Source organism: Klebsiella sp. H-Nf2, assembly GCF_002806645.1.
GTDB lineage: Bacteria > Pseudomonadota > Gammaproteobacteria > Enterobacterales > Enterobacteriaceae > Klebsiella > Klebsiella variicola.
On record NZ_PIBL01000001.1, the window covers coordinates 1183125 to 1203896 of the forward strand.

Below are 20772 nucleotides of genomic sequence, written 5' to 3' on the forward strand. Positions count from 1 at the left end.
TTAACCGGTTTGCCGTCGCGTCAGTAGCGAATTTCTGCCAGCGCACGCAGCTGCTCGGGGGTGGCTACCGGCAGGTCGAAAAAGCGCAGATAGGCGGGGATCATTTCAAACAACATGTCAGTCCCGCGCTGGATATGGCACTGTCGCGCCTGAGCGGCCCTCAGCAGCGGGGTGTACTCCTGGGTCATGACGACCTCCCCCACCCAGGTGCCTGGCGCCAGACGGTCAACGTCCAGCGGCAGCGGATCGCTGGCCTTCATCCCCAGCGGGGTGGCGTTGACCACCAGCTCGTGTCCGGCAGGATCGGGCTGCATCAGGGTGATATCGAGCTGCGGATAGTGCTGATGCAGCCGTCCGGCGAGGGCGTGCGCCACCTCGGGCCGGGTATCGTACAGGGTCAGGGCGCTGACTCCCGCCGCCGCGAGGGAGGCGGCGATAGCCGATCCCACCCCGCCGCTGCCGACCACCAGCGCCCGCGTCCCCTGCGGGTTAAACCCTTTACGGCGCAGGCCCAGCACAAAGCCGTCGCCATCGAACATATCCCCGCTCAGGCTGCCGTCGGCCTCGCGACGGATGGCGTTGCAGGCGCCGGCGATAGCCGCCGTCGGGCTCAGGCGCTGCACCAGATCGCAGGTGGCGATTTTATGCGGCATCGTCACCAGCGCGCCGATGATGTTGGTCATCGTAAACAGCGGCGGAATAAACGCGGCGTAGTCCTCCGGCCTGACCCCCATCGGCACCACCTTTACGTCCACCTGCTGGTCGACGAACCACGGGTTATAGATCATCGGCGCCTTAAAACTGGCGGTCGGATAGCCAAGGTGCGCTATCAGCCGCGTATTTCCACTAATCACCATGCCTTGCTCCTTTGCTTACTGCGATAACTCGATACGTTTGACGTCGCCGAGGATAAACAGATAGGCCACCACGCCCAGCAGCGCGGCACCGCCGATGTAGATCAACGCGTAGAAGAAATTGCCGAACCCGGCAACGATAAAACCGATCACCAGCGGAGTGAGGATCCCCGCGAGGTTGGCGCAGAAGTTAAACAGGCCGCCGGTCAGGCCGCCCAGCCCCTTCGGGGCAATATCGGAGATCAGTGTCCAGCCAAGCCCCACCATTCCCTGACCAAAAAAGGCAAACGACATCACCAGGATTACCGCCACGTCGCTCTGCAGCCAGTTGGCGGTGATAATGCAGCTGGCCATCAGCAGACCGGCGACGATCGGCAGCTTACGACCAAGGTTGGCCGATCCGGTGGCCTTGAGCAGTTTGTCGGAGATCCAGCCGCCAAACATCACCCCACCGGCGGCGGCGACAAACGGCAGGATGGAGAAGAAGCCGACCTTCAGCCAGGGCATATGCCGCTCGGTGGCCAGCCAGGTCGGGAACCAGGTGAGAAAGAATACCAGCACGGTATTGCCGGCAAACTGGCCGATACTGGCGCCGATGATCTGCCGTTTGCTCAGCAGCTGGCGGACCAGCGGCCAGCTGAACGCCACCTGCTGGTCCGTCGGGGCGCTCAGGCCGCCGCCGTTTTCGATATGCTCGCGCTCCTGCTGGCTGAGGCGCGGATCTTCATGCGGTTCGCGGTAGCAGCGCCACCACACCAGGGCAAACAGAATACCGACCGCGCCGACGCTGACGAATAGCACCCGCCAGCCGAAGCCGTCCATGATCCAGAACAGCAGCGGCGCAAAGCAGGCCAGCCCGAGGTATTCCCCTACGGTGTACACCGCTGTGGCTTTCGCTCGCTCATGCTGCGGGAACCAGGCGCTGACCACCCGGCTGTTGACCGGAAAGCACGGCGCTTCGCTAATGCCGAGTCCGAAGCGACACAGCAACAGTGTTTTCAGCCCCACCGCCATGCCGTGGAACAGGGTAAACAGCGACCACAGGGTCAGCGACAGAAAATAGGTCACTTTGTTGCCAAAGCGGTCAAGAAACAGCCCGCCGGGGATCTGCGCCAGGGCATAGGTCCAGGCGAAGGCGGAAAAAAGGATACCCATGATCGCCGGGTCAATCCCCAGCTCACCGGTGAGCTTTGGGGCGGCGATCCCCAGCACGGTGCGATCGAGGTAGTTGATCATGGTACCAACGGCCAACAGCGCAAGGATGCCGATGCGCCGCCGGGAGCGGCGCACGGTGACGGCAGGCTGGGCGGCAGCCGTCGGGTTAGGGCTATATGAGCTCATAGTCAGTTCCTGTCTCGGGTACAGAGGATGTTGTTATTGTGTTTAAGGCATAATGAACCATTTGATTCGGGCTAACAATACTGCATCGCCGCCAGACGGACGGCCGCATTCGCCGCGCCATAGAGCACGTAGCCGCCCCGTCGTTCGGTTAACTCAAAGAAAAAGCGCCCGGCGGTAAAGGGGCGGGTATAAAGATGCAGGAAGGCCCCGTCCTGCGGATCGCGGTCGTAGAGGAGCTGCCGCCGCTGCAGTTGCCCAACGTCCAGCTCGCCGCCGAAGCGCGCCAGCAGATCGTCATAATAGTTGGCCGGGATCGGCAGCGCATGGCGGGCAACCTCGGCAAGCTGGTCGCAGGTGGCAGGCAGATCGCGGCAGGCAAAGGCCGCATGCTGCAGCCCCGCCCCTTGGTAGCAGGCGACCGAGCGGGCGATCTGCGTCGCCCGGCTCTGCGAAATATTCAGCGCCAGACGAATCTCGCCCTGCGGGCTGCGCACCGCCAGACTGCGCACCAGTCCATACGGGTCCGGCAGCGTCTGCTCATGCTCAAGGGTAAAACCAAACACGGTGCGGAAGAACATCACCCAGTTGTCGCGGCTGTCGGCCTCCATCCCCAGCGCCAGATGGTCGATACCGAGATAATCCTCGCGCACCGTCAGCCCGTCGCGCAGATGAAAATCGCGCTCATAGATCGCCTCCCCGGCGTCGATGAGATAGATAAGGCTACCGTCCGGGGCGCAGATCGCCGGGATCGGCGTTTCGTTCGGCCCGGCATCGCCCTGCCAGGTGGCATACCCCAGCGCGCGGGCGCGGGCAACAATCGGCGCACTGCGATCGACCCGCAGCGCCATGGCGCAGAGCGAAACGCCGTGGCGTTGATAGAAATGATCGGCCCAGCTGTGGGGCTGATGGTTGATGACGATCCGCGCCCCACCGTTGCGCCACAGCGTCACCTGTTTGGAGCGGTGGCTTCCCTCGTGCTGAAATCCCAGCGCCTGCAGATGCTGCCCCAGGCGCTGCGCCTCGGCGGCGCTGGCGGCAAACTCGATAAACTCCAGCCCGTGATAGACCGGCAGCGGCGGCGGTGAAAACAGATCGGCATCGCACGTCGGGAGCCGACGGCGGGTTTGCTCCTCCAGCCACAGCAGCGAACGATAACCATCTTTGGCCGTCGCGCCGTTCGGCGAGGCGCGAAAACCGTCATTGAAGATCTCCAGCGACCAGGGGCCGCGATAGCCGCAGCGGGTGATCTGCTCGGCAAACGCCTCCAGCGGCAGCTCGCCCTGCCCGGGGAAGCAGCGGAAGTGGCGACTCCACTCCAGGAGATCCATTTTCATGTACGGCGCATCGGCGAGCTGAACAAAGGTGATTTTCTCCACCGGTACTGACGACAGCGCATCCAGGGTGTCGCCGCGGGCCAGAATATGGAAGCTGTCGAGCACCAGGCCCAGCGCCGGGCTGTCCACCCGCCGCACCCGCTCCCAGGCCTGCTGCCAGCGGTTCACATGGGTTCCCCAGGCCAGCGCCTCATAGCCGATGGTGATCCCCTCTTCTTCCGCCAGCGTGGCCAGCGCCCGCAGGTCCGCTACCTGCAATTCGCTATCCGCCGAGCAGTCCGGCTGCACATTACTGCACAGCAGCAGCGTGTCGCAGCCCAGCTCGTGCATCAGGGTAAACTTGCGCCGAGCGCGGGCCATATTCGCCGCAAACTGCGCCCGGCTGGCGCCTTCAAAATCGCGAAAGGGTTGAAAAAGCGTGATTTTCAACCCTAAATCGGCGGCAAGCTGGCGGATTTCCGCCGGCGTCCCCGTATAATAGAGCAGATCGTTCTCGAAAATTTCCACACCCTGATAGCCCGCCGCCGCAATAGCGTGCAGCTTCTCAGGCAGGGTGCCGGAAATCGAAACGGTGGCGATAGAGCGCAGCATAAGGTCCTCGGGTCAACAACTGACGTGAGCCTTGAATATGTATCATTTGGTTCATTTGCGCCATACTAGGTTGCTAAATTGTGATCATTATGTGTATTTTTTGTCACCCAAGAAAAAGGAGTTGCCATGACCGTCGTTGCTCATGATGAAGCACAATCCCTGAAGGCGCGGATTTTCAGCGCCGCTATCGCTGTCTTTGCTGAACACGGGCTGTCAGGCGCCCGCATGGAGCAGATCGCCACCGAGGCGCAGACCACCAAGCGCATGGTGGTTTACTACTTCAAAAGCAAAGAGCAGCTCTATCAGGAGGTGCTGCAGTATGTGTATGCGCGGATCCGCGAAACCGAGCAGCAGCTGGGGCTGGAGAATGTGCCGCCAGTGGAGGCGCTGGTGCGGCTGGTGCGCTGGAGCGTGCGTTATCACGCCACCCACGCGGACTATATGCGGGTGATTTGCATGGAGAATATGCAGCGCGGCAAGTGGTTACAAACCTCGGGTGAACTGAAACCGCTGAATCGTACCGCCCTGTCGATTCTGGAAGACATTTTACAGCGCGGCCAGCAGCAAGGCGTCTTTCAGGCGGGACTCGAAGCGCGCGATGTGCACCGGTTAATCAGCAGCTTCAGCTTTTATCAGGTGTCGAATTTCTACACCTTCAGCAGCCTGTACCTTGACGATCCGCTGCCCGCCATCGACGACGAAGCGATGGTGGCCCACCACTGTGACATTGCCGTCCGGGCGGTGATCCGCTTCGTGATTTCCTGACCCGCCGGCGAAAGACGTTAATGCCCGGAAAGGGCGTGAATGACTTTCGCCATGGCCTCTTCGGTGAGGGGCGAACGCTGAATTTTGGGATTCGCCAGCGAGGTGCGCAGTACGCCGGCAATGACAATGTGTTTCGGCTCCTGACCCAGGTCACGCATTTCCAGCACCACTTTACCCACCACGCGGCACATTTCCTGGTACAGCTCGTCGTCTTTCGCTTTATTTCCCATCCGGTTTTGCTCACACTTTATTATTATCAATCAATTCATTATTGATAGATTTTTTCCGCAACGCAAATCATCCCCGACAGAAAGGGTCAATGGCGCGTTTTACTGGCTCATAATGCGAGAAAAAGCGCGTTCTGCTGCCCCTTTGCCTGCCTGGTGATGAAAAAATGTGTTGCGTACTTTTATGCATAACGTGCCGGTTTTGTTACGCGTTTTGTCCATAATTTGAAACGAGGTTTTTATTTTCCTTTTTGATTTCGGCAGCGTATAATGCGCTTCGATTCTTTCTTGAATGGTTTCAGCGCATTGGACTGCATGATAAAACGCATAACACCTTGCCACATTTCATGGGCTGAACCGCCAGCACACATTCTTCTGCACGCTCCGGGGTTGTCACCTATCCTTAGGGCGTGGCTTAGCAACTTTCGTAATACAGGTTTGGCTCCCCGGCAGTGCGCCCGCGGAGCGAGAATTCCATATCCTTCACAACTTAAAGACTAAAACTGTCATGAAAAAGACCAAAATTGTTTGCACCATCGGTCCGAAAACCGAATCTGAAGAGATGCTGACCAAAATGCTGGAAGCCGGCATGAACGTGATGCGTCTGAACTTCTCCCACGGTGACTATGCGGAACACGGTCAGCGCATCCAGAACCTGCGCAATGTGATGAGCAAAACCGGTAAGAAAGCCGCTATTCTGCTGGACACCAAAGGCCCGGAAATTCGTACCATCAAGCTGGAAGGCGGCAACGACGTCTCACTGAAAGCAGGCCAGACCTTCACCTTCACCACCGATAAATCCGTCGTCGGCAACAACGAAATCGTTGCAGTGACCTACGAAGGCTTCACGTCTGACCTCACCGTCGGCAACACCGTTCTGGTGGACGATGGCCTGATCGGCATGGAAGTGACGGCTATCGAAGGCAACAAAGTTATCTGTAAAGTGCTGAACAACGGCGACCTTGGCGAGAACAAAGGCGTAAACCTGCCGGGCGTCTCCATCGCCCTGCCGGCGCTGGCTGAGAAAGACAAACAGGACCTGATCTTCGGTTGCGAACAGGGCGTGGACTTTGTCGCGGCCTCCTTCATCCGTAAACGTTCCGACGTCGTCGAGATCCGCGAGCACCTGAAAGCCCACGGCGGCGAAAACATCCAGATCATCTCCAAAATCGAAAACCAGGAAGGCCTGAACAACTTCGACGAAATCCTCGAAGCCTCTGACGGCATCATGGTTGCTCGTGGCGACATGGGCGTTGAGATCCCGGTTGAAGAAGTTATCTTCGCCCAGAAAATGATCATCGAAAAATGTATCCGCGCGCGCAAAGTGGTTATCACCGCGACTCAGATGCTGGACTCCATGATCAAGAACCCGCGTCCGACCCGCGCTGAAGCCGGCGACGTGGCCAACGCCATCCTCGACGGTACCGATGCAGTGATGCTGTCCGGCGAATCCGCGAAAGGTAAATACCCGCTGGAAGCCGTCACCATCATGGCCACCATCTGCGAACGTACTGACCGCGTAATGACCAGCCGTCTGGACTTCAACAACGACAACCGTAAACTGCGCATCACCGAAGCGGTGTGCCGCGGCGCGGTAGAAACTGCTGAGAAACTGGAAGCGCCGCTGATCGTTGTCGCCACCCAGGGCGGTAAATCCGCGCGCGCTGTACGCAAATACTTCCCGGACGCCACCATCCTGGCCCTGACCACCAACGAAACCACCGCTCGCCAGCTGGTGCTGAGCAAAGGCGTTGTGCCGCAGCTGGTGGAAGAGATTGCCTCTACCGATGACTTCTATCATCTGGGCAAAGATCTGGCGCTGAAAAGCGGCCTCGCGCGCAAAGGCGACGTGGTGGTGATGGTTTCCGGCGCATTAGTGCCGAGTGGTACCACTAATACGGCTTCCGTACACGTGCTGTAATAATTTACAGGTTAATTGGTTTTTTTTAATAAAGCGCCTCTCGGGGCGCTTTTTTTTATTCATTGATTAGCTCTTCCTATTAAAAATGCAAATCGGAATTTACTATTTAATAAGAGATTATCTAAGATGAATCCGATGGAAGCGCGCTGTTTTCACTCGCCTTTTTCAGCGATTTTGTCCAATTCGATGCTTCTTTGAGCGAACGATCAAAAATAAGTGCGTTCAGGTAAAAAAAATATTCTCATCCCAAAAAACTTTGTGTAATACTTGTAACGCTACATGGAGATTAACTCAATCTAGAGGGTATTAATAATGAATCGTACTAAACTGGTACTGGGCGCGGTAATCCTGGGTTCTACTCTGCTGGCTGGTTGCTCCAGCAATGCTAAAATCGATCAGCTGTCTTCTGACGTTCAGACTCTGAACGCTAAAGTTGACCAGCTGAGCAACGACGTGAACGCAATGCGTTCCGACGTTCAGGCTGCTAAAGACGACGCAGCTCGCGCTAACCAGCGTCTGGACAACCAGGCTCACTCTTACCGTAAGTAAGAGTTCTGGTAATAAAAATGGCGCACTCTGTGCGCCATTTTTTTTGCCCTCAGTATGAGGGCTACTGGGTAAGCAGGCTGTTGTCAGACGGCGTGTTCTGCGCCGACAGCGTTGCTGCCGCACTCCCCGTCCCCGTGGATACCACCACCGGATATCCCGCCCTTCTCGACATCGCTTTTTTCAGCTGTACATCATCGACCGCCTTATCCTCTGCGAAGGCGTGAAACGCTGCAGGCAGCGTGTAGGCGATGGTCCGGGTGTTTTCCTCTTCCGTCTGCGAAAGCGGCCTGTGGACCTCGACATAGCGTTTACCATCCGGTTCGACGGCAAACTTCACCGGCTGATTGATAATCCGTACCGGCGTCCCGGTTTTCACCTGGTTGAACAGCGCTTTGATGTCATCAGCGTTCATTCGCATACAGCCTGAGCTGACGCGCAAACCGACGCTGTCCGGCGCGTTGGTGCCATGAATCAGATACTCGCCGTTACCGTAGGCCAGGCGCAGCGCATAGCGCCCCAGCGGATTGTACGGCCCGGCCGGGACCACCGCCGGTAGCGTCACCCCTTTCTCCAGCGAACGCGCCCGAATGCCCGCGGTGGGCGTCCAGGTCGGGTTGGGGATCTTCTGCCCGACGCGGGTGGTCATCTCAGGCGTTTCCAGCCCTAACTGGCCGATACCCAACGGATAGACCTGCACCTGATTCTCTCCCGGTGGGAAGTAATACAGCCGCAGTTCTGCAAGGTTGACGACGATGCCCTCTCGCGGCACGTCGGGGAGCAGCATTTGGGAAGGGATCAGGACCTGAGTACCGGGCTTCGGCTGCACCGGCGCAATGGTATCGTTGGCTTCGAGGATCAGCATCGCCGCGGTATCAAAATGGCGGGCGATCGCCTGCAGGTTGCGGTCTCCCTCCTGTACGGTCCAGTACTGGTTCTGGCCAATCAGCCGGCTGTTGGCGGGAGGAAGCGGGTAGTCGACGGCCCAGGCGGCCGAGGAGGCGCCAAGCGCGCTGAGAAGGGCTAAGGTGATCATCGTTTTGCGTTTCATACTGAGATTCCTTCTTTCGCTGATAAAACGCCAGGAGACTGAACGGCGGCAGGAGCAGAACCCCTGCCGGACGTAACAGAATGAAATCTACCTGTTTATTCTAGCTAATATTTGCGGCTTTCGCGCGGATCGCACGGATCATGGCTTCAAGCCCTTGCGAGCGGGAGGGAGTCAGGTGTTGGGTGAGCGCCATTTTTTCAAACCACGGGCGCACGTCGAACTCGGTGATGTCCTGGGCGGTCATCCGGTCATAAAGGATAAACACCACCGCAATCAGCCCTTTGACGATCGCCGCATCGCTGTCACCGCGCAGGGTGATAACGCCGGAGGGGTCCTGCGCCATCACGATCCACACCTGGCTTTGACACCCCTGAATAATGTTCTGCACGCTGTGTTCTTCCGGGCTTAGCGGCGCCAGCCGCTGGCCCAGCTCAATGATATAGAGATACTTCTCTTCCCAGTTGGCGCAACGGCTAAAATTGCGCAACAGCTTGTCTTTGTCCGGTAGTGCCGCCATCGTCACGTCCTTTACCCTAATAATTTGTGGATCCGCTGCAGGCCAGCCACCAGGCGGTCCACCTCTTCCGTGGTATTGTACATCGCCAGCGACGCCCGACACATGGCCGGTACCTGATACCAGGCCATCAGCGGCATCGCGCAGTGGTGCCCGGTCCGCACGGCGATACCGTAGTTGTCGAGGAAGCTACCGACGTCATAGGCGTGATGCTGGCCGAGGTTAAAGGCGATCACCCCTTTACGCTGCGCTGGCCCGTAGAGGATCAGATCCGGCACGGCGCGCAGGGCCTCCAGCGCATAGCGCATCAGGGTCTGCTCGTACTCGGCGATCTGCGTCAGCCCCAGCTGGCTGACGTAGGTCAGCGCCGCGCCGAGGCCAATGATCCCCCCGGTATTCGGCGTACCGGCCTCAAAGCGCCACGGCGCCCGGTTCCAGGTAGTGCCTTCCGTCAGGCTGACGGTGGCGATCATCGACCCGCCGCCTTCCCACGGCGCCATCGCCTGCAGCAGCTCGGACCGACCATAGAGCACGCCGATCCCGGTCGGGCCATACAGTTTGTGTCCGGAGAAGACGTAGAAATCGCACCCCAGCGCCTGCACATCTACCGGGTGGTGCATCACCGCCTGGGCGCCATCCACCAGCACTTTCGCGCCATGCTGATGTGCAAGGGCAATCAGCGCCGCCAGCGGGTTTTCCGTCCCCAGCACGTTGGAGACCTCGGTTATCGCCAGCAGGCGAGTGCGCGGGTCAAACAGTCGCGGAATAACGTCCAGCTGCAGGGTGCCGTCCGGGTTCAGGGGGATCACCCGCAGCTCAGCCCCGACCCGGGCGCAGAGCATCTGCCACGGTACAATGTTGGCGTGGTGCTCCATTTCGCTGATGATGATGTTATCCCCGGCGCCGACGTTGGCATTCCCCCAACTGTTGGCCACCAGGTTGATGCCCTCGGTGGTACCGCGGACAAATACCAGCTCCTCCGCCGACCCGGCGTTGATGAAGGCGGCCGCCTGCTGGCGCACCGCTTCCATCCGCGCGGTAGCTTCCGCGCTGAGGGTGTGGATCCCGCGGTGCACCGCCGCGTAGCCATGGCGATAGAATTCCGCTTCGGCGCCGATCACCGCCTCCGGTTTCTGGGCGCTGGCGGCGCTGTCAAGATAGACCAGCGGCTGGCCGTTAACCTCCCGGCTCAGTACCGGAAAATCGGCGCGAACCCGTTCAACTGAAAATGTCATACCGTGCCTCCCGGCAAACGCTGTCCAATCCGCGCCAGCACCTGTTCTCTGAGCGCGTCGCTGCGGATAGCCTCGGTGAGCTCGGCGGCGAAGGCGTAGAGGATCATCTGCTGCGCCGCCTGCTGTTCGATACCGCGCGAGCGCAGATAGAACAGCTGTTCTTCATCAATGCGCCCGACGGTCGCCCCGTGGCTGCATTTCACGTCATCGGCGTAAATCTCCAGCTGCGGTTTGGTATCGACCTCCGCCAGCCGCCCAAGCAGCAGATTGTTGTTGGTCATCTGGCCGTCGGTTTTCAGCGCGTGCGGCGCGACGTTGATCAGCCCGTTAAACACCGCCCGGCCCTTATCGCTGACGATGGTTTTGTGCAGCTGACGGCTGTTGCAGTAGCCGAGCTGATGGTCGAGCCAGGTGCGGCTGTCGCAGACCTCATTTTTCACCGGCATCGCCAGCGAATTGAGGCGCAGGTTGCTGTTTTCACCGCCCAGGCGCGTGCTGGTGTGGTGACGCAGCACCTGACTACCAAGCAGGAAACTGCTGCTGAAGGCCGAGGCGTCGCGGCCCAGCAGCAGGTCGTTATGGGCGAAGTGGTAGCTGAGCGCGTTCTCAAACGCCAGCTTGATATGCTGGAGGTGCGCGTTATCGGCCACCGTCATGGTCAGTCGCCCGCCGGTGAAGTGCGGCTGCTCATTAAAGCTGAGGTAATGCTCGACCAGGGTCGCCTCCGCCCCGCTCTCCAGCGCCAGATGATGGCGATAGTGGGCGGTATTCAGCGCATCGCCGGCCAGGCCGCGGGTGATATGCATCAGCAGCAGCGGCTTATCCAGGCGGCGGTTGCGCGGTACGCGAAGGCGGGTCACCGTCTGCGCCAGGCTTTCGGTCAGATGGAGAAACACCTCCGGCTGCAAAGCATCCGGCAGATGCTGGCGTTGGTTATCGACGCTGACCTCCACGCCGCTGGCGGCGAGATCGTCGCTCAGCTCAGGATGATAGCGTCCATCGATAAACACCAGCCGCCAGGCGTCCAGCGGTAGCGCCAGCGCATCACGCTGTTCAGCACTAAGAGATGCCCCCTCATCGGCGACAAAGTGGCCGTTCAGTAGCGCGTCCAGCGGGGTGTATTTCCAGTCCTCCTGCTTGCGCGTCGGCAGCCCCAGGCGCAGCATCTGCTGCAGATGCTGGGTGGCCTCCGCCGTACGCTGGCCGCCCTGCGCTTCAAACAGGTGGTGCCACTGCTGCAGCGCGTTACTGCTGTTCGGTAAGCCAGCCATAGCCCTGCTCCTCCAGCTGTTTGACGAGGGTGAAATCCCCCGACTTCACAATCCGCCCCTGATACAGCACATGGACGTAATCCGGCTTGATATAGTCAAGAATGCGCTGGTAGTGGGTAACAATGATGAAAGCGCGTTTACCGTCGCGCAGAGCATTTACCCCCTGGGAGACGATTTTCAGGGCATCGATATCCAGCCCCGAATCCGATTCATCGAGAATGCACAGCTCAGGCTCCAGCACCGCCATCTGCAGAATATCGTTACGCTTTTTCTCACCGCCGGAGAAGCCGACGTTCACCGAGCGGGTCAGCAGATCTTCCGGCATCTGCAGCAGCCTGATTTTCTCTTCCATCAGATCCTGGAAGTCGAAGCGATCCAGCGGCTCCTGGCCGCGATAGTTGCGCACGGCATTCAGCGCGGTCTGCAGGAAGAACTGGTTGCTGACGCCGGGAATTTCCACCGGATACTGGAAGGCCATAAAGATGCCTTCCCCGGCGCGATCTTCCGGGGCGAGTTCCAGCAGGTCTTTACCCTTAAATTCGACGTGGCCGCCGGTCACCTCGTAATCCTCACGCCCGGCCAGGGTGGCCGAAAGCGTACTTTTCCCCGAGCCGTTTGGCCCCATAATGGCGTGGACCTCCCCCGGGCGCACCTCAAGGTTCAGCCCGCGCAGGATCGCTTTATCTTCGACGGCGACATGTAAATCTTGAATACTTAACATCTTTTTTCCTTAATTATCAGCCGACGCTATGTTCAAGGCTAATGGCCAGCAATTTTTGCGCTTCGACGGCGAACTCCAGCGGCAGTTCGGAGAAGACGTCTTTACAGAAGCCGTTGACGATCATCGAGATGGCATCGTCTTCACTGATCCCACGCTGCAAACAGTAGAACAGTTGATCTTCGCCAATCCGCGAGGTGGTCGCCTCGTGCTCCAGCTGGGCGCTGTTGTTGCGGCATTCCACATACGGGAAGGTATGGGCCCCGCAGTCCGGGCCGATCAGCATCGAATCGCACTGGGTGTAGTTGCGGGCGTTAGTGGCGGTCGGCATGATTTTGACCAGCCCGCGATAGCTGTTCTGGCTGTGCCCGGCGGAGATCCCTTTCGAGATGATGGTCGAGCGGGTATTTTTGCCGATATGGATCATTTTGGTCCCGGTGTCCGCCTGCTGGTGACCGCTGGTCAGCGCTACCGAGAAAAATTCGCCGATCGAGTTATCGCCGCGCAGAATGCAGCTGGGGTATTTCCAGGTGATGGCCGAGCCGGTTTCCGACTGGGTCCATGACATCTTGCTGTTCTCCCCTTCGCACAGCGCACGCTTGGTGACGAAGTTGAGAATGCCGCCGGTGTTGTTATCGCCGGGGAACCAGTTCTGCACCGTGGAGTATTTCACTTCCGCATCTTTATGGATGATGACTTCAACGACCGCCGCATGCAGCTGATAGCTGTCGCGCACGGGCGCCGAGCAGCCCTCAATATAGCTGACGTAGCTGCCTTCATCGGCCACCAGAATGGTGCGTTCAAACTGCCCGGTTTTTTCGGCGTTGATACGGAAATAGGTCGACAGCTCCATCGGGCAGCGGACGCCCTTCGGCACATAGATAAAGGTGCCATCCGAAGCCACTGCGGCGTTCAGCGCGGCGAAGAAGTTGTCATTGCCTGGCACCACGGTACCCAGATATTTTTTCACCAGTTCCGGGTGGTCGTGGATCGCCTCGCCGAAAGAACAGAAGATGATCCCCTGCTCCGCCAGCTTTTCGCGGTAGGTGGTCGCCACCGACACCGAGTCGAATATGGCGTCCACCGCCACCTCGCGCCCTTCACGTACCGGCACGCCCAGCTGGTTAAAGGCTTCTTCCACCTCGCTGGTCAGGAAGGTGTTGGCCCCGGTCTGCTGCACCGCGCCCGGCTCTGAAGCGCAGGTCTCATCGCAGTTGCCGCAGGAGGGCGCAGAATAGTAGCTGTAATCCTGATAATTCAGCTTATCGTAATGCGCCTTCAGCCAGTGCGGCTCCTCCATCTCCAGCCATGCCCGGAAAGCATTAAGCCGAAACTCCAGCATCCACTGCGGCTCATTGCGACGGGCGGAAATGGCCCGGACCACCTCTTCATTAATCCCTTTGGCCAGCTCATCGGTCTGCAGCCGGGTGAAAAAGCCCTCTTTATAGTTGAGCGGGCCGCCGGTCCAGGTTTTGACATCGTCAGTTGCTTCAGTATTACGCGACATAGTTACTCCGCCTGCACCCCAAAACTTTCACCACAGCCGCACTCGTGCTGCGCTTTCGGGTTATGAAATTTAAAGATTTCATTTAAACCTTCACGGACGTAATCGAGCTCCGTGCCGTCAATGAACGGCATCGCCTGCAGCGGCGCCCACAGTTTCGCCCCGTCATGTTCAAAGAGCAGATCGTCGGTGGCCGGCTCGGCAATCATTTCGAGCACATAGCCAAAACCGGCGCAGCCGCTGGTTTTGATCCCCAGCCGCAGCCCTTTTTTGTCCGGCTGCTTGCGCATCAGATCGCGAATATGCGCGGCAGCGGCCGGCGTCATGGTCAGTCCCTGCCAGCTAAAATCGGCGGGATTAAAGGTTCCTGCTTGTACTTCCATCGATAGACCTCCAGGTTGGCGCCATCAAGGCATACCGCCATGTTAGTGATAATGATTATCACTTCAACCCATCTGCAGCAGGGGTATTGCCCCATTTAGCGCTTTTTATAAGCATAGACCCTCGCCCGGGGAATATCAGGGTGCGCAAGGTGAAGTTAATCTTTTGATTTTTAATATGTTATTCTGAAATCGTTCTATATCCGCACGCAATGGTAAAGATGTATCGAAAATACCGATTTATGCAATAGCAGATGACCCGATTCCTGTTTATCGCGTGAGCCGGGAGGAATAAGTGACATTGTCACACATCTGGGCAGCAAGGCCGGAGAAGGCGCAGGTTCTGTGGTTCAGGATGAGAAAGCGCCAGCCCGTGACGCTTTCGGAAAGGAACAATCGCCGCTCGCCAGGCCGCGATCAGGGGAATGAAAACCGTGATGACACGGGTAAAGGGATTGCCAGGCAGGGTCGCGGCTGGCTAGGTGCCTTTTCTGACCAGGCGGGCGGCCTGAACAAATACCTCATCTTCCACCCCGTCCCCCTTCTGTCTGCCCAGCCTCACCAGTTCATCCACGATACTCCCCTGATTAATCTGCTTCTGCGTAGCCACTAAGCTAATGACCGCCGCGCCGATGGCCATGCCAATCAATGCCGTTTGTTCATCTTTATCTTTCATGCTATCGCTCCGTCTGTCCTCCAGAGAAAGGCTAGCAAAAGATACCATCAGCTCAATTTCAAATTCATCTTCTTTACACCTCCCGGAAAAGCAGGCGCCGCGCTGACCTCTCCTTCCCCCTGGTGGCGATGGCGCAAAGCGCTGTCGCCTCATACCGGGTCTTTATTTTGCCGAATTCACGTTGCGCGGAAATAAATAAAAATAATGCGCGCGCCGAAGAGTAAAAAAAGGAAATAACAACCTCAGCGATAAATCCAGATTATTCCATCAGGGAATGGCTGGGATGCTAATATTTCATTTCCCCACCGGTTTTTAGAAGCCTATAGTTTTTTTGCCTGCAGAACATCCACTTAGGTTAAAAGACATAAGGACATAATAATGATTGTTTCAGCCCCCAGCGATTATCGCGAAGCCGCTCGTCGCCGTCTGCCCCGCTTCCTTTTTGATTATATTGACGGTGGCGCGGTGGCGGAAAATACCATGAACGCCAACGCCAGCGAGCTTGCCTCGGTAGCCCTTCGCCAGCGCGTGCTGTGCGGGGCGGGCGAACCGACGCTGGCCACGACGATCCTTGATGCCTCATGGGCGATGCCCGTGGCGCTGGGGCCCGTCGGCGCCACCGGGATGTACGCCCGCCGCGGCGAAGTTCAGGCGGCCCGTGCCGCCTCCCGCGCCGGGATCCCGTACACCCTGTCCACGGTGTCGGTCTGCTCGATTGAAGAGGTGGCGAGCCAGGCCAGCGGCGCGCTCTGGTCCCAGCTGTACGTGCTGAAAGATCGCGGCTACATGCGTAATGCGCTGGAGCGCGCGTGGGCCGCCGGCATGAAAACCCTGGTATTCACCGTCGATATGCCGATCCCCGGCTCGCGGTATCGGGATAATCGCTCAGGCATGTCCGGGCCGCACGCCACCCTGCGACAATACCTCCAGGCCTGCACCCATCCGCGCTGGGCAATGAACGTCGGGCTGGCGGGCAGACCCCTGTCGTTCGGTAATATCGAAGCCTACACCGGACACAAAATGACCATGGACGACTATATGGGGTTCATCAGCAACAATTTCGACCCTTCCATCGCCTGGCACGATCTGGAGTGGATCCGCGACAGCTGGCAAGGGAAATTAATCATCAAAGGGATCCTCGATGCCGACGATGCGCGCAATGCCGTGCGCCTCGGCGCCGATGGCATTGTGGTGTCGAATCATGGCGGCAGACAGCTCGATGGCGCCATCCCCACTGCCCGGGCGCTACCAAGGGTGGTGGATGCGGTCGGCGACGATCTGACGGTGCTTGCTGATTCCGGGGTGCGCTCCGGCGTGGATGTCATTCGCCTGCTCGCCCTCGGCGCGAAGGGCGTGCTGCTCGGTCGGGCTTATATTTATGCCCTGGCCGCGGCGGGCGAAGCGGGCGTGGCGCATCTGCTGCGCTTATTTGCCGAGGATATGAAGGTCACCATGACCCTCACCGGCGCGACCTCGCCATCGGCCATCAGCCTCGATTGCCTTGACCGCCTCGAACAGGATCAACATCGCACTCATGCGGTGCCGGTATCCTTACCCGCCTGACGCTGCCCGGGGCCGGGCCTGACCGCGTTTATCGGCCAGGTCCGGCAAGGGGGAATTACCCCTGCGGGTGCAGCGCCGGCTGTTGCACTGCGTCAGCCTGGTGCTGAGGTCGGATGCGGAACCAGATCGCGTACATGGCCGGCAGGAAAATAAGGGTCATGATGGTTCCCCCCAGCGTCCCGCCAATCAGCGTATAGGCGAGCGTTCCCCAGAAGACCGAATGGGTGAGCGGAATAAACGCCAGGATCGCCGCCAGTGCCGTCAGCAGAACCGGGCGGGCTCGCTGCACCGTCGCCTCCACCACCGCATGGAACGGATCGAGCCCTGCCTGTTCGTTATGATGGATTTGGCCAATCAGGATCAGCGTATTCCGCATCAGGATCCCCGACAGGGCGATCAGGCCCACAAGGGCATTGATGCCAAACGGCTGATTGAACAGCAGCAGCGTCGGCACCACGCCAATCAGCCCCAGCGGCGCAGTCAGGAAAACCATGACCATCGCCGACAGCGAACGCACCTGCAGGATAATGATCAGCAGCGTGAGGGCGATCATGATCGGAAATAACGGCATCATCGCCCGGGTGGCTTTGCCTGACTCCTCGATCGACCCCGCCGTCTCAATGCGATACCCCGGCGGCAGCGAGTCGATAATGGGTTGCAGCGGTTTCATCAGCGCGCTGGAGACATCCGGCGGCTGCAGGTTATCCGCGACATCTCCCCGGACGGTGATAGTCGGCGTGCGATCGCGACGGCGAAGCAGCGGGTCCTCCATTCTGATCGACACGTCGCCAATCTGTGATAAGGGAACCCGCTGCCCGCCGCTGCCCACCAGGGTGAAGTCGGCGATTTTCGCCGGATCCAGACGGATATCGCCCGCCGCGCGGCCAATGACCTGCACGGCGCGGATATCTTCCCGAACGGTGGTGATGGGGATCCCTGACAGCAGGAACTGCAGCTGCTGGGCGACGGACTGGGAGCTGAGTCCGCTCGCCTGCAGCCGATCCTGATTGAGGCTGAAATGCATCACCGGCACCCGCGAACCCCAGTCGGTATTGACGGTACGCATCAGCGGACTGGCCTGCAGCACCGATTTAACCCGTTCGGCGATGTCGAGCAAGGTGTGCGGATCGGGTCCCATCACCCGCCAGGCAACCGGATAGGGCGAATAAGGGCCAAAGACCAGCTGAGTGACACGCACCCGCGCTTCCGGCGCCAGGCCATTGGCCACCGCCTCCCGCAGCCTCAGCTTGAGCGCCTCGCGGGCGTCCTGACCGTCGGTCAATACCACCAGCTTGGCAAAGGAGGGGTCGGGCAACTCCGGGGCCATCGCCAGGTAAAAGCGCGGCGCGCCCTGGCCGATATAGCTGGTGACAATCTTCGCCTCCGGCTGCTGCTGCAGCCAGTGCTCAATTTTCGCCGTCGCGGCGCTGGTCTGGATAATCGACGACCCGTAGGGCATCTGCACTTCAACCAGCACTTCCGGGCGATCGGAGGTGGGGAAAAACTGCTTTTTCACCGCGCTCATTCCCAGTATCGCCACGATAAACAGCACCACCACGCTGGCGGCCACGCGCCATTTGCGGGCGATAACCCGGGTCAGCAGCCGACGGAAGCGCTGATAGCGCGGGGTGTCATACAGCGCGGCGTGGCCTGCCGCCGCGGGCTTTCTGTCCGGCAACAGGTGCACCCCCAGCCAGGGGGTAAAAATCACCGCCACAATCCAGGAGGCAATCAGCGCGATACCGACGATCCAGAACACGTTGCTGGCGTACTCCCCGGCGGTGGACTGCGCAAATCCATTGGGCATAAAGCCTACGGCCGTTACCAGGGTACCGGCCAGCATGGGCGCCGCGGTATGGCTCCAGGCATAGGCGGAGGCTTTGAGGCGGTCGTACCCCTCCTCCATTTTGACCACCATCATTTCGATGGCAATGATGGCATCATCCACCAGCAGCCCCAGGGCGAGGATCAGCGAACCGAGAGTGATGCGGTCGAAGTTTTTGCCGGTCGCCTCCATCACCACAAACACCACGGCCAGGGTTAGAGGCACCGCCGCCGCGACCACCACGCCCACGCGCCACCCCATGCTGACAAAGCACACCGCCATGACCACCAGCAGGGCGACAAAGAATTTGATCATGAACTCATCGACCGCGGCGCTGATATTCACCGACTGATCGGTCACTTTGGTCAACGACATGCCGAGCGGCAGGCTCTGATTGATACTGGCCGTTTCGGCGTCCAGCGCTTTCCCCAGCGCCAGACCATTCCAGCCCTCGCGCATCACCACTCCCAACAGCAGCGCCGGTTCGCCCTGATTGCGGATCAGGAAGGTCGCGGGATCTTCATATCCCCGCTCAACCGTGGCGACATCGGCCAGTTTCAGCGTTTTGCCCCCGGCAATAATCGGCGTGTCGCGGATCTGCTGCAGGCGGTCGAACGCCCCGTCGAGGCGGATAAAGATCTGCCCGCCCCGGGTCTCGATAGCCCCGGCGGCGGTCAGCACATTCTGGCTGTTCAGCGCGGCAAAAATCGCCTCTGGCGAAAGGCCCAGGGTGGCGAGACGATCATGAGAAAACGAGAGATAAATGCGCTCCGCCTGTTCGCCGAGGATATTCACTTTTTTCACCCCGGGAACATGCAGCAGCTGCTGGCGCAGGGCTTCGGCGTCACGCACCAGCTGCCGCGGCGGCTCTCCCCGCGCTTTCAGAGCAAAGAGGGCAAAGGTGACATCGGCGAATTCGTCATTCATCATCGGGCCGGAGACGCCGGCAGGCAGGTTTTTCGCCTCATCCCCGAGCTTTTTGCGCGCCTGATAAAACTGCTCCGGCACCTCGGACGGCGGAGTCTGATCCTGCAGCGATAACGTGATCAACGCCATACCAGGGCGGGTATAGGTCTCAGTGCGATCGTACCACTTCAGCTCCTGGAGCCGTTTTTCCAGCGGCTCGGCGACCTGATCCTGCATCTCCTGCGCGGTGGCGCCGGGCCAGACGGTAATGACCGTCATTTGCTTGACCGTGAAGGGCGGATCTTCCGCCCGCCCGAGTCCGAAGAACGCCACCAGCCCGGCGACGGAGATAAGGATAATTAAAAACAGGGTCACCGACCGCTCGCGGACGGCCAGCGCGGAGAGATTAAAACGCCCGGCGCTCATGGCTGGCTCCCGGCGGCATTCTGCTCGCGTCGTTCCGCCAGACGCACCGCCTCGCCCTGGTGCAGAAGATGGGCGCCCAGGGCGACGATGGGCTCGCCGGGCTTCAGCGGGCCGGTCACCCGCGCCGTTTCATCATTCAGGCCAAGCACGGTCACCGGTTGCCACGAGACGGTGGCCGGACGGGAGGCAATGCGCCAGACGCCAGGGCCGTTGCCCGGATCGTAGAGCGACGCCAGGGGCACCTCCAGCACCTGGCCTGGCGCCTGGTCGCTGCCGATTCGCAGGGTCACGGTAGACCCCAGCGGCGCATTCGCCAGTGCGCCGTTCAGCACATAGCGCGCTTCATAGGTGCGGGTGGTGGCGTCAGCCGCGTCCGAAAGCAGTCGCAGGGTCGCCGTGACCGGCTGAGATTCGCTGCCATAGCGTGTCGCCAGCGCCTCGCTGCCGACCGCCGGGCGCAGCGTCTCCGAAAGCTGCACCAGCGCTTCGCGCTGCCCCGCCCGCGCCAGGCGGATCACTACCTGCCCGGCGCTGACCACCTGCCCCGGTTCGGCAAGCGTTTCCACCACCACGCCGTCAGCGTCCGCCAATAGCCCGGCATAGCCGGTGGCGTTTTGCGCCACATTGGCCTGCGCCTGGGCCGCGCTGAGGTCGGCTCTCGCCGCCTCTGCCGCTGCGTTAACCTGGTCGAATTCCGCGGCCGAGACGGCGCCACTCGCCACCAGGCCGCGATAGCGGGCCAGATCGTTGGTCGCTTTTTTGGCTCGCGCCCGCGCGGCATCCACAGCCCGCTGTTGAGACTGCGCCTGCAAGGTTAAATCAGCCGGATCCAGACTCAGCAGCAGTTGACCGCGCTTGACGCTCTGCCCGGTCTCCACCAGCCGGGCAAGGATTTTTCCCGACACCCTGAAGCCGAGATCGCTTTGGGTACGAGCGACCACCACGCCGGTAAAGGCCCGCGAGCTGGCCTCCGCGCGCTCGACGGTCGCCACCCTGACCAGCGGCGGCCGGGTGCGGGGATCGTCATGATCGGCAGGTTCGCCGCAGCCCGCGAGGGCCAGCGGCAGGAGGCAAACGGCAAAATGGACGGCGTTGAGCCTGAGCATGGGTAACCTTAATGAAAA

The 20772-nt window shown here is 59.9% G+C and carries 19 protein-coding genes and 1 pseudogene; 5 read left to right on the forward strand and 15 right to left on the reverse strand.

All coding sequences use genetic code 11. The features are described from left to right. Positions 1–20: 20 nt before the first annotated feature. From CWM58_RS05890 to CWM58_RS05900, 3 genes are all read right to left on the reverse strand, one after another. Positions 21–857 carry a shikimate dehydrogenase family protein gene (locus CWM58_RS05890; protein WP_100680511.1) on the reverse strand — a complete coding sequence of 279 codons (837 nt, stop codon included), beginning with the start codon at positions 855–857 and terminating at the stop codon, positions 21–23. Positions 858–872: 15 nt separating this feature from the next. Next, entirely contained in the window at positions 873–2195 is a 1323-nt protein-coding gene (locus CWM58_RS05895) for an MFS transporter (RefSeq protein WP_061154254.1), read from the reverse strand. Positions 2196–2266: 71 nt separating this feature from the next. Further along, the gene (locus CWM58_RS05900; RefSeq protein ID WP_100680512.1) at positions 2267–4120 is read right to left on the reverse strand and encodes a bifunctional sugar phosphate isomerase/epimerase/4-hydroxyphenylpyruvate dioxygenase family protein; all 1854 of its coding nucleotides are present in this window, start codon (positions 4118–4120) and stop codon (positions 2267–2269) included. A gap of 126 nt (positions 4121–4246) precedes the next feature. Between CWM58_RS05900 and CWM58_RS05905 the strand changes: the two genes are divergently transcribed. Then, positions 4247–4885: a TetR/AcrR family transcriptional regulator gene (locus tag CWM58_RS05905; RefSeq protein WP_008804472.1), complete on the forward strand. Its 639-nt coding sequence runs from the start codon at positions 4247–4249 to the stop codon at positions 4883–4885. 17 nt (positions 4886–4902) lie between these two features. On the opposite strand, the gene fumD is transcribed toward CWM58_RS05905, so the two are convergent. Both fumD and CWM58_RS28400 read right to left on the reverse strand, forming a co-directional pair. Next, positions 4903–5115 carry a fumarate hydratase FumD gene (gene fumD, locus CWM58_RS05910; RefSeq protein ID WP_061154252.1) on the reverse strand — a complete coding sequence of 71 codons (213 nt, stop codon included), beginning with the start codon at positions 5113–5115 and terminating at the stop codon, positions 4903–4905. A 236-nt stretch (positions 5116–5351) separates the two neighbouring features. Further along, on the reverse strand, positions 5352–5483 hold the full coding sequence (locus tag CWM58_RS28400; protein ID WP_004217210.1) for a hypothetical protein: 132 nt from the start codon (positions 5481–5483) through the stop codon (positions 5352–5354). A 137-nt stretch (positions 5484–5620) separates the two neighbouring features. Here CWM58_RS28400 and pykF point away from each other — a divergent pair, with 137 nt between their 5' ends. Together pykF and CWM58_RS05920 are read left to right on the forward strand one after the other, a co-directional pair. Continuing rightward, positions 5621–7033 carry a pyruvate kinase PykF gene (gene pykF, locus CWM58_RS05915; protein WP_012541397.1) on the forward strand — a complete coding sequence of 471 codons (1413 nt, stop codon included), beginning with the start codon at positions 5621–5623 and terminating at the stop codon, positions 7031–7033. 312 nt (positions 7034–7345) lie between these two features. Further along, the gene (locus CWM58_RS05920; protein ID WP_002908860.1) at positions 7346–7582 is read left to right on the forward strand and encodes a major outer membrane lipoprotein; all 237 of its coding nucleotides are present in this window, start codon (positions 7346–7348) and stop codon (positions 7580–7582) included. 61 nt (positions 7583–7643) lie between these two features. Here the strand turns inward: CWM58_RS05920 and ldtE are convergent, their stop codons facing one another. The 8 genes from ldtE to CWM58_RS05960 form a co-directional block, all read right to left on the reverse strand. After that, the gene (ldtE, locus tag CWM58_RS05925) at positions 7644–8630 is read right to left on the reverse strand and encodes a L,D-transpeptidase LdtE (RefSeq protein ID WP_100680513.1); all 987 of its coding nucleotides are present in this window, start codon (positions 8628–8630) and stop codon (positions 7644–7646) included. A 100-nt stretch (positions 8631–8730) separates the two neighbouring features. Then, positions 8731–9147 (reverse strand): cysteine desulfuration protein SufE, encoded by a 417-nt coding sequence (gene sufE, locus CWM58_RS05930; RefSeq protein ID WP_039103818.1) that lies wholly within the window; start codon positions 9145–9147, stop codon positions 8731–8733. A gap of 11 nt (positions 9148–9158) precedes the next feature. Beyond that, on the reverse strand, positions 9159–10379 hold the full coding sequence (gene sufS / locus CWM58_RS05935; RefSeq protein WP_100680514.1) for a cysteine desulfurase SufS: 1221 nt from the start codon (positions 10377–10379) through the stop codon (positions 9159–9161). Next, a complete protein-coding gene (sufD, locus tag CWM58_RS05940; protein ID WP_100680515.1) occupies positions 10376–11650 on the reverse strand; it encodes a Fe-S cluster assembly protein SufD in 1275 nt (424 codons plus the stop codon). Before sufD ends, sufS begins: the two co-directional genes overlap by 4 nt. After that, the gene (sufC, locus tag CWM58_RS05945) at positions 11625–12371 is read right to left on the reverse strand and encodes a Fe-S cluster assembly ATPase SufC (RefSeq protein ID WP_100680516.1); all 747 of its coding nucleotides are present in this window, start codon (positions 12369–12371) and stop codon (positions 11625–11627) included. The genes sufD and sufC overlap by 26 nt, the downstream gene beginning before the upstream one ends. Before the next feature lie 16 nt (positions 12372–12387). Further along, a complete protein-coding gene (sufB, locus tag CWM58_RS05950; RefSeq protein WP_016161296.1) occupies positions 12388–13875 on the reverse strand; it encodes a Fe-S cluster assembly protein SufB in 1488 nt (495 codons plus the stop codon). Between the two features lie 2 nt (positions 13876–13877). Continuing rightward, positions 13878–14255, reverse strand: a complete 378-nt coding sequence (gene sufA, locus CWM58_RS05955; protein WP_061154246.1) for a Fe-S cluster assembly scaffold SufA — start codon at positions 14253–14255, stop codon at positions 13878–13880. Between the two features lie 475 nt (positions 14256–14730). Next, positions 14731–14928, reverse strand: a complete 198-nt coding sequence (locus CWM58_RS05960; RefSeq protein WP_004203090.1) for a hypothetical protein — start codon at positions 14926–14928, stop codon at positions 14731–14733. On the opposite strand from CWM58_RS05960, the pseudogene CWM58_RS29215 reads away from it, so the two are divergent. Together CWM58_RS29215 and lldD are read left to right on the forward strand one after the other, a co-directional pair. Further along, positions 14927–15016: pseudogene (locus tag CWM58_RS29215) on the forward strand (hypothetical protein); the annotation flags it as partial. The gene CWM58_RS05960 and the pseudogene CWM58_RS29215 overlap by 2 nt on opposite strands. A 290-nt stretch (positions 15017–15306) precedes the next feature. Further along, positions 15307–16491 carry an FMN-dependent L-lactate dehydrogenase LldD gene (gene lldD, locus CWM58_RS05965; RefSeq protein ID WP_061154245.1) on the forward strand — a complete coding sequence of 395 codons (1185 nt, stop codon included), beginning with the start codon at positions 15307–15309 and terminating at the stop codon, positions 16489–16491. 55 nt (positions 16492–16546) lie between these two features. On the opposite strand, the gene CWM58_RS05970 is transcribed toward lldD, so the two are convergent. Together CWM58_RS05970 and CWM58_RS05975 are read right to left on the reverse strand one after the other, a co-directional pair. Next, a complete protein-coding gene (locus CWM58_RS05970; RefSeq protein WP_100680517.1) occupies positions 16547–19648 on the reverse strand; it encodes an efflux RND transporter permease subunit in 3102 nt (1033 codons plus the stop codon). Continuing rightward, positions 19645–20754 (reverse strand): efflux RND transporter periplasmic adaptor subunit, encoded by a 1110-nt coding sequence (locus CWM58_RS05975; RefSeq protein WP_100680518.1) that lies wholly within the window; start codon positions 20752–20754, stop codon positions 19645–19647. The genes CWM58_RS05970 and CWM58_RS05975 overlap by 4 nt, the downstream gene beginning before the upstream one ends. Positions 20755–20772: the final 18 nt, after the last annotated feature.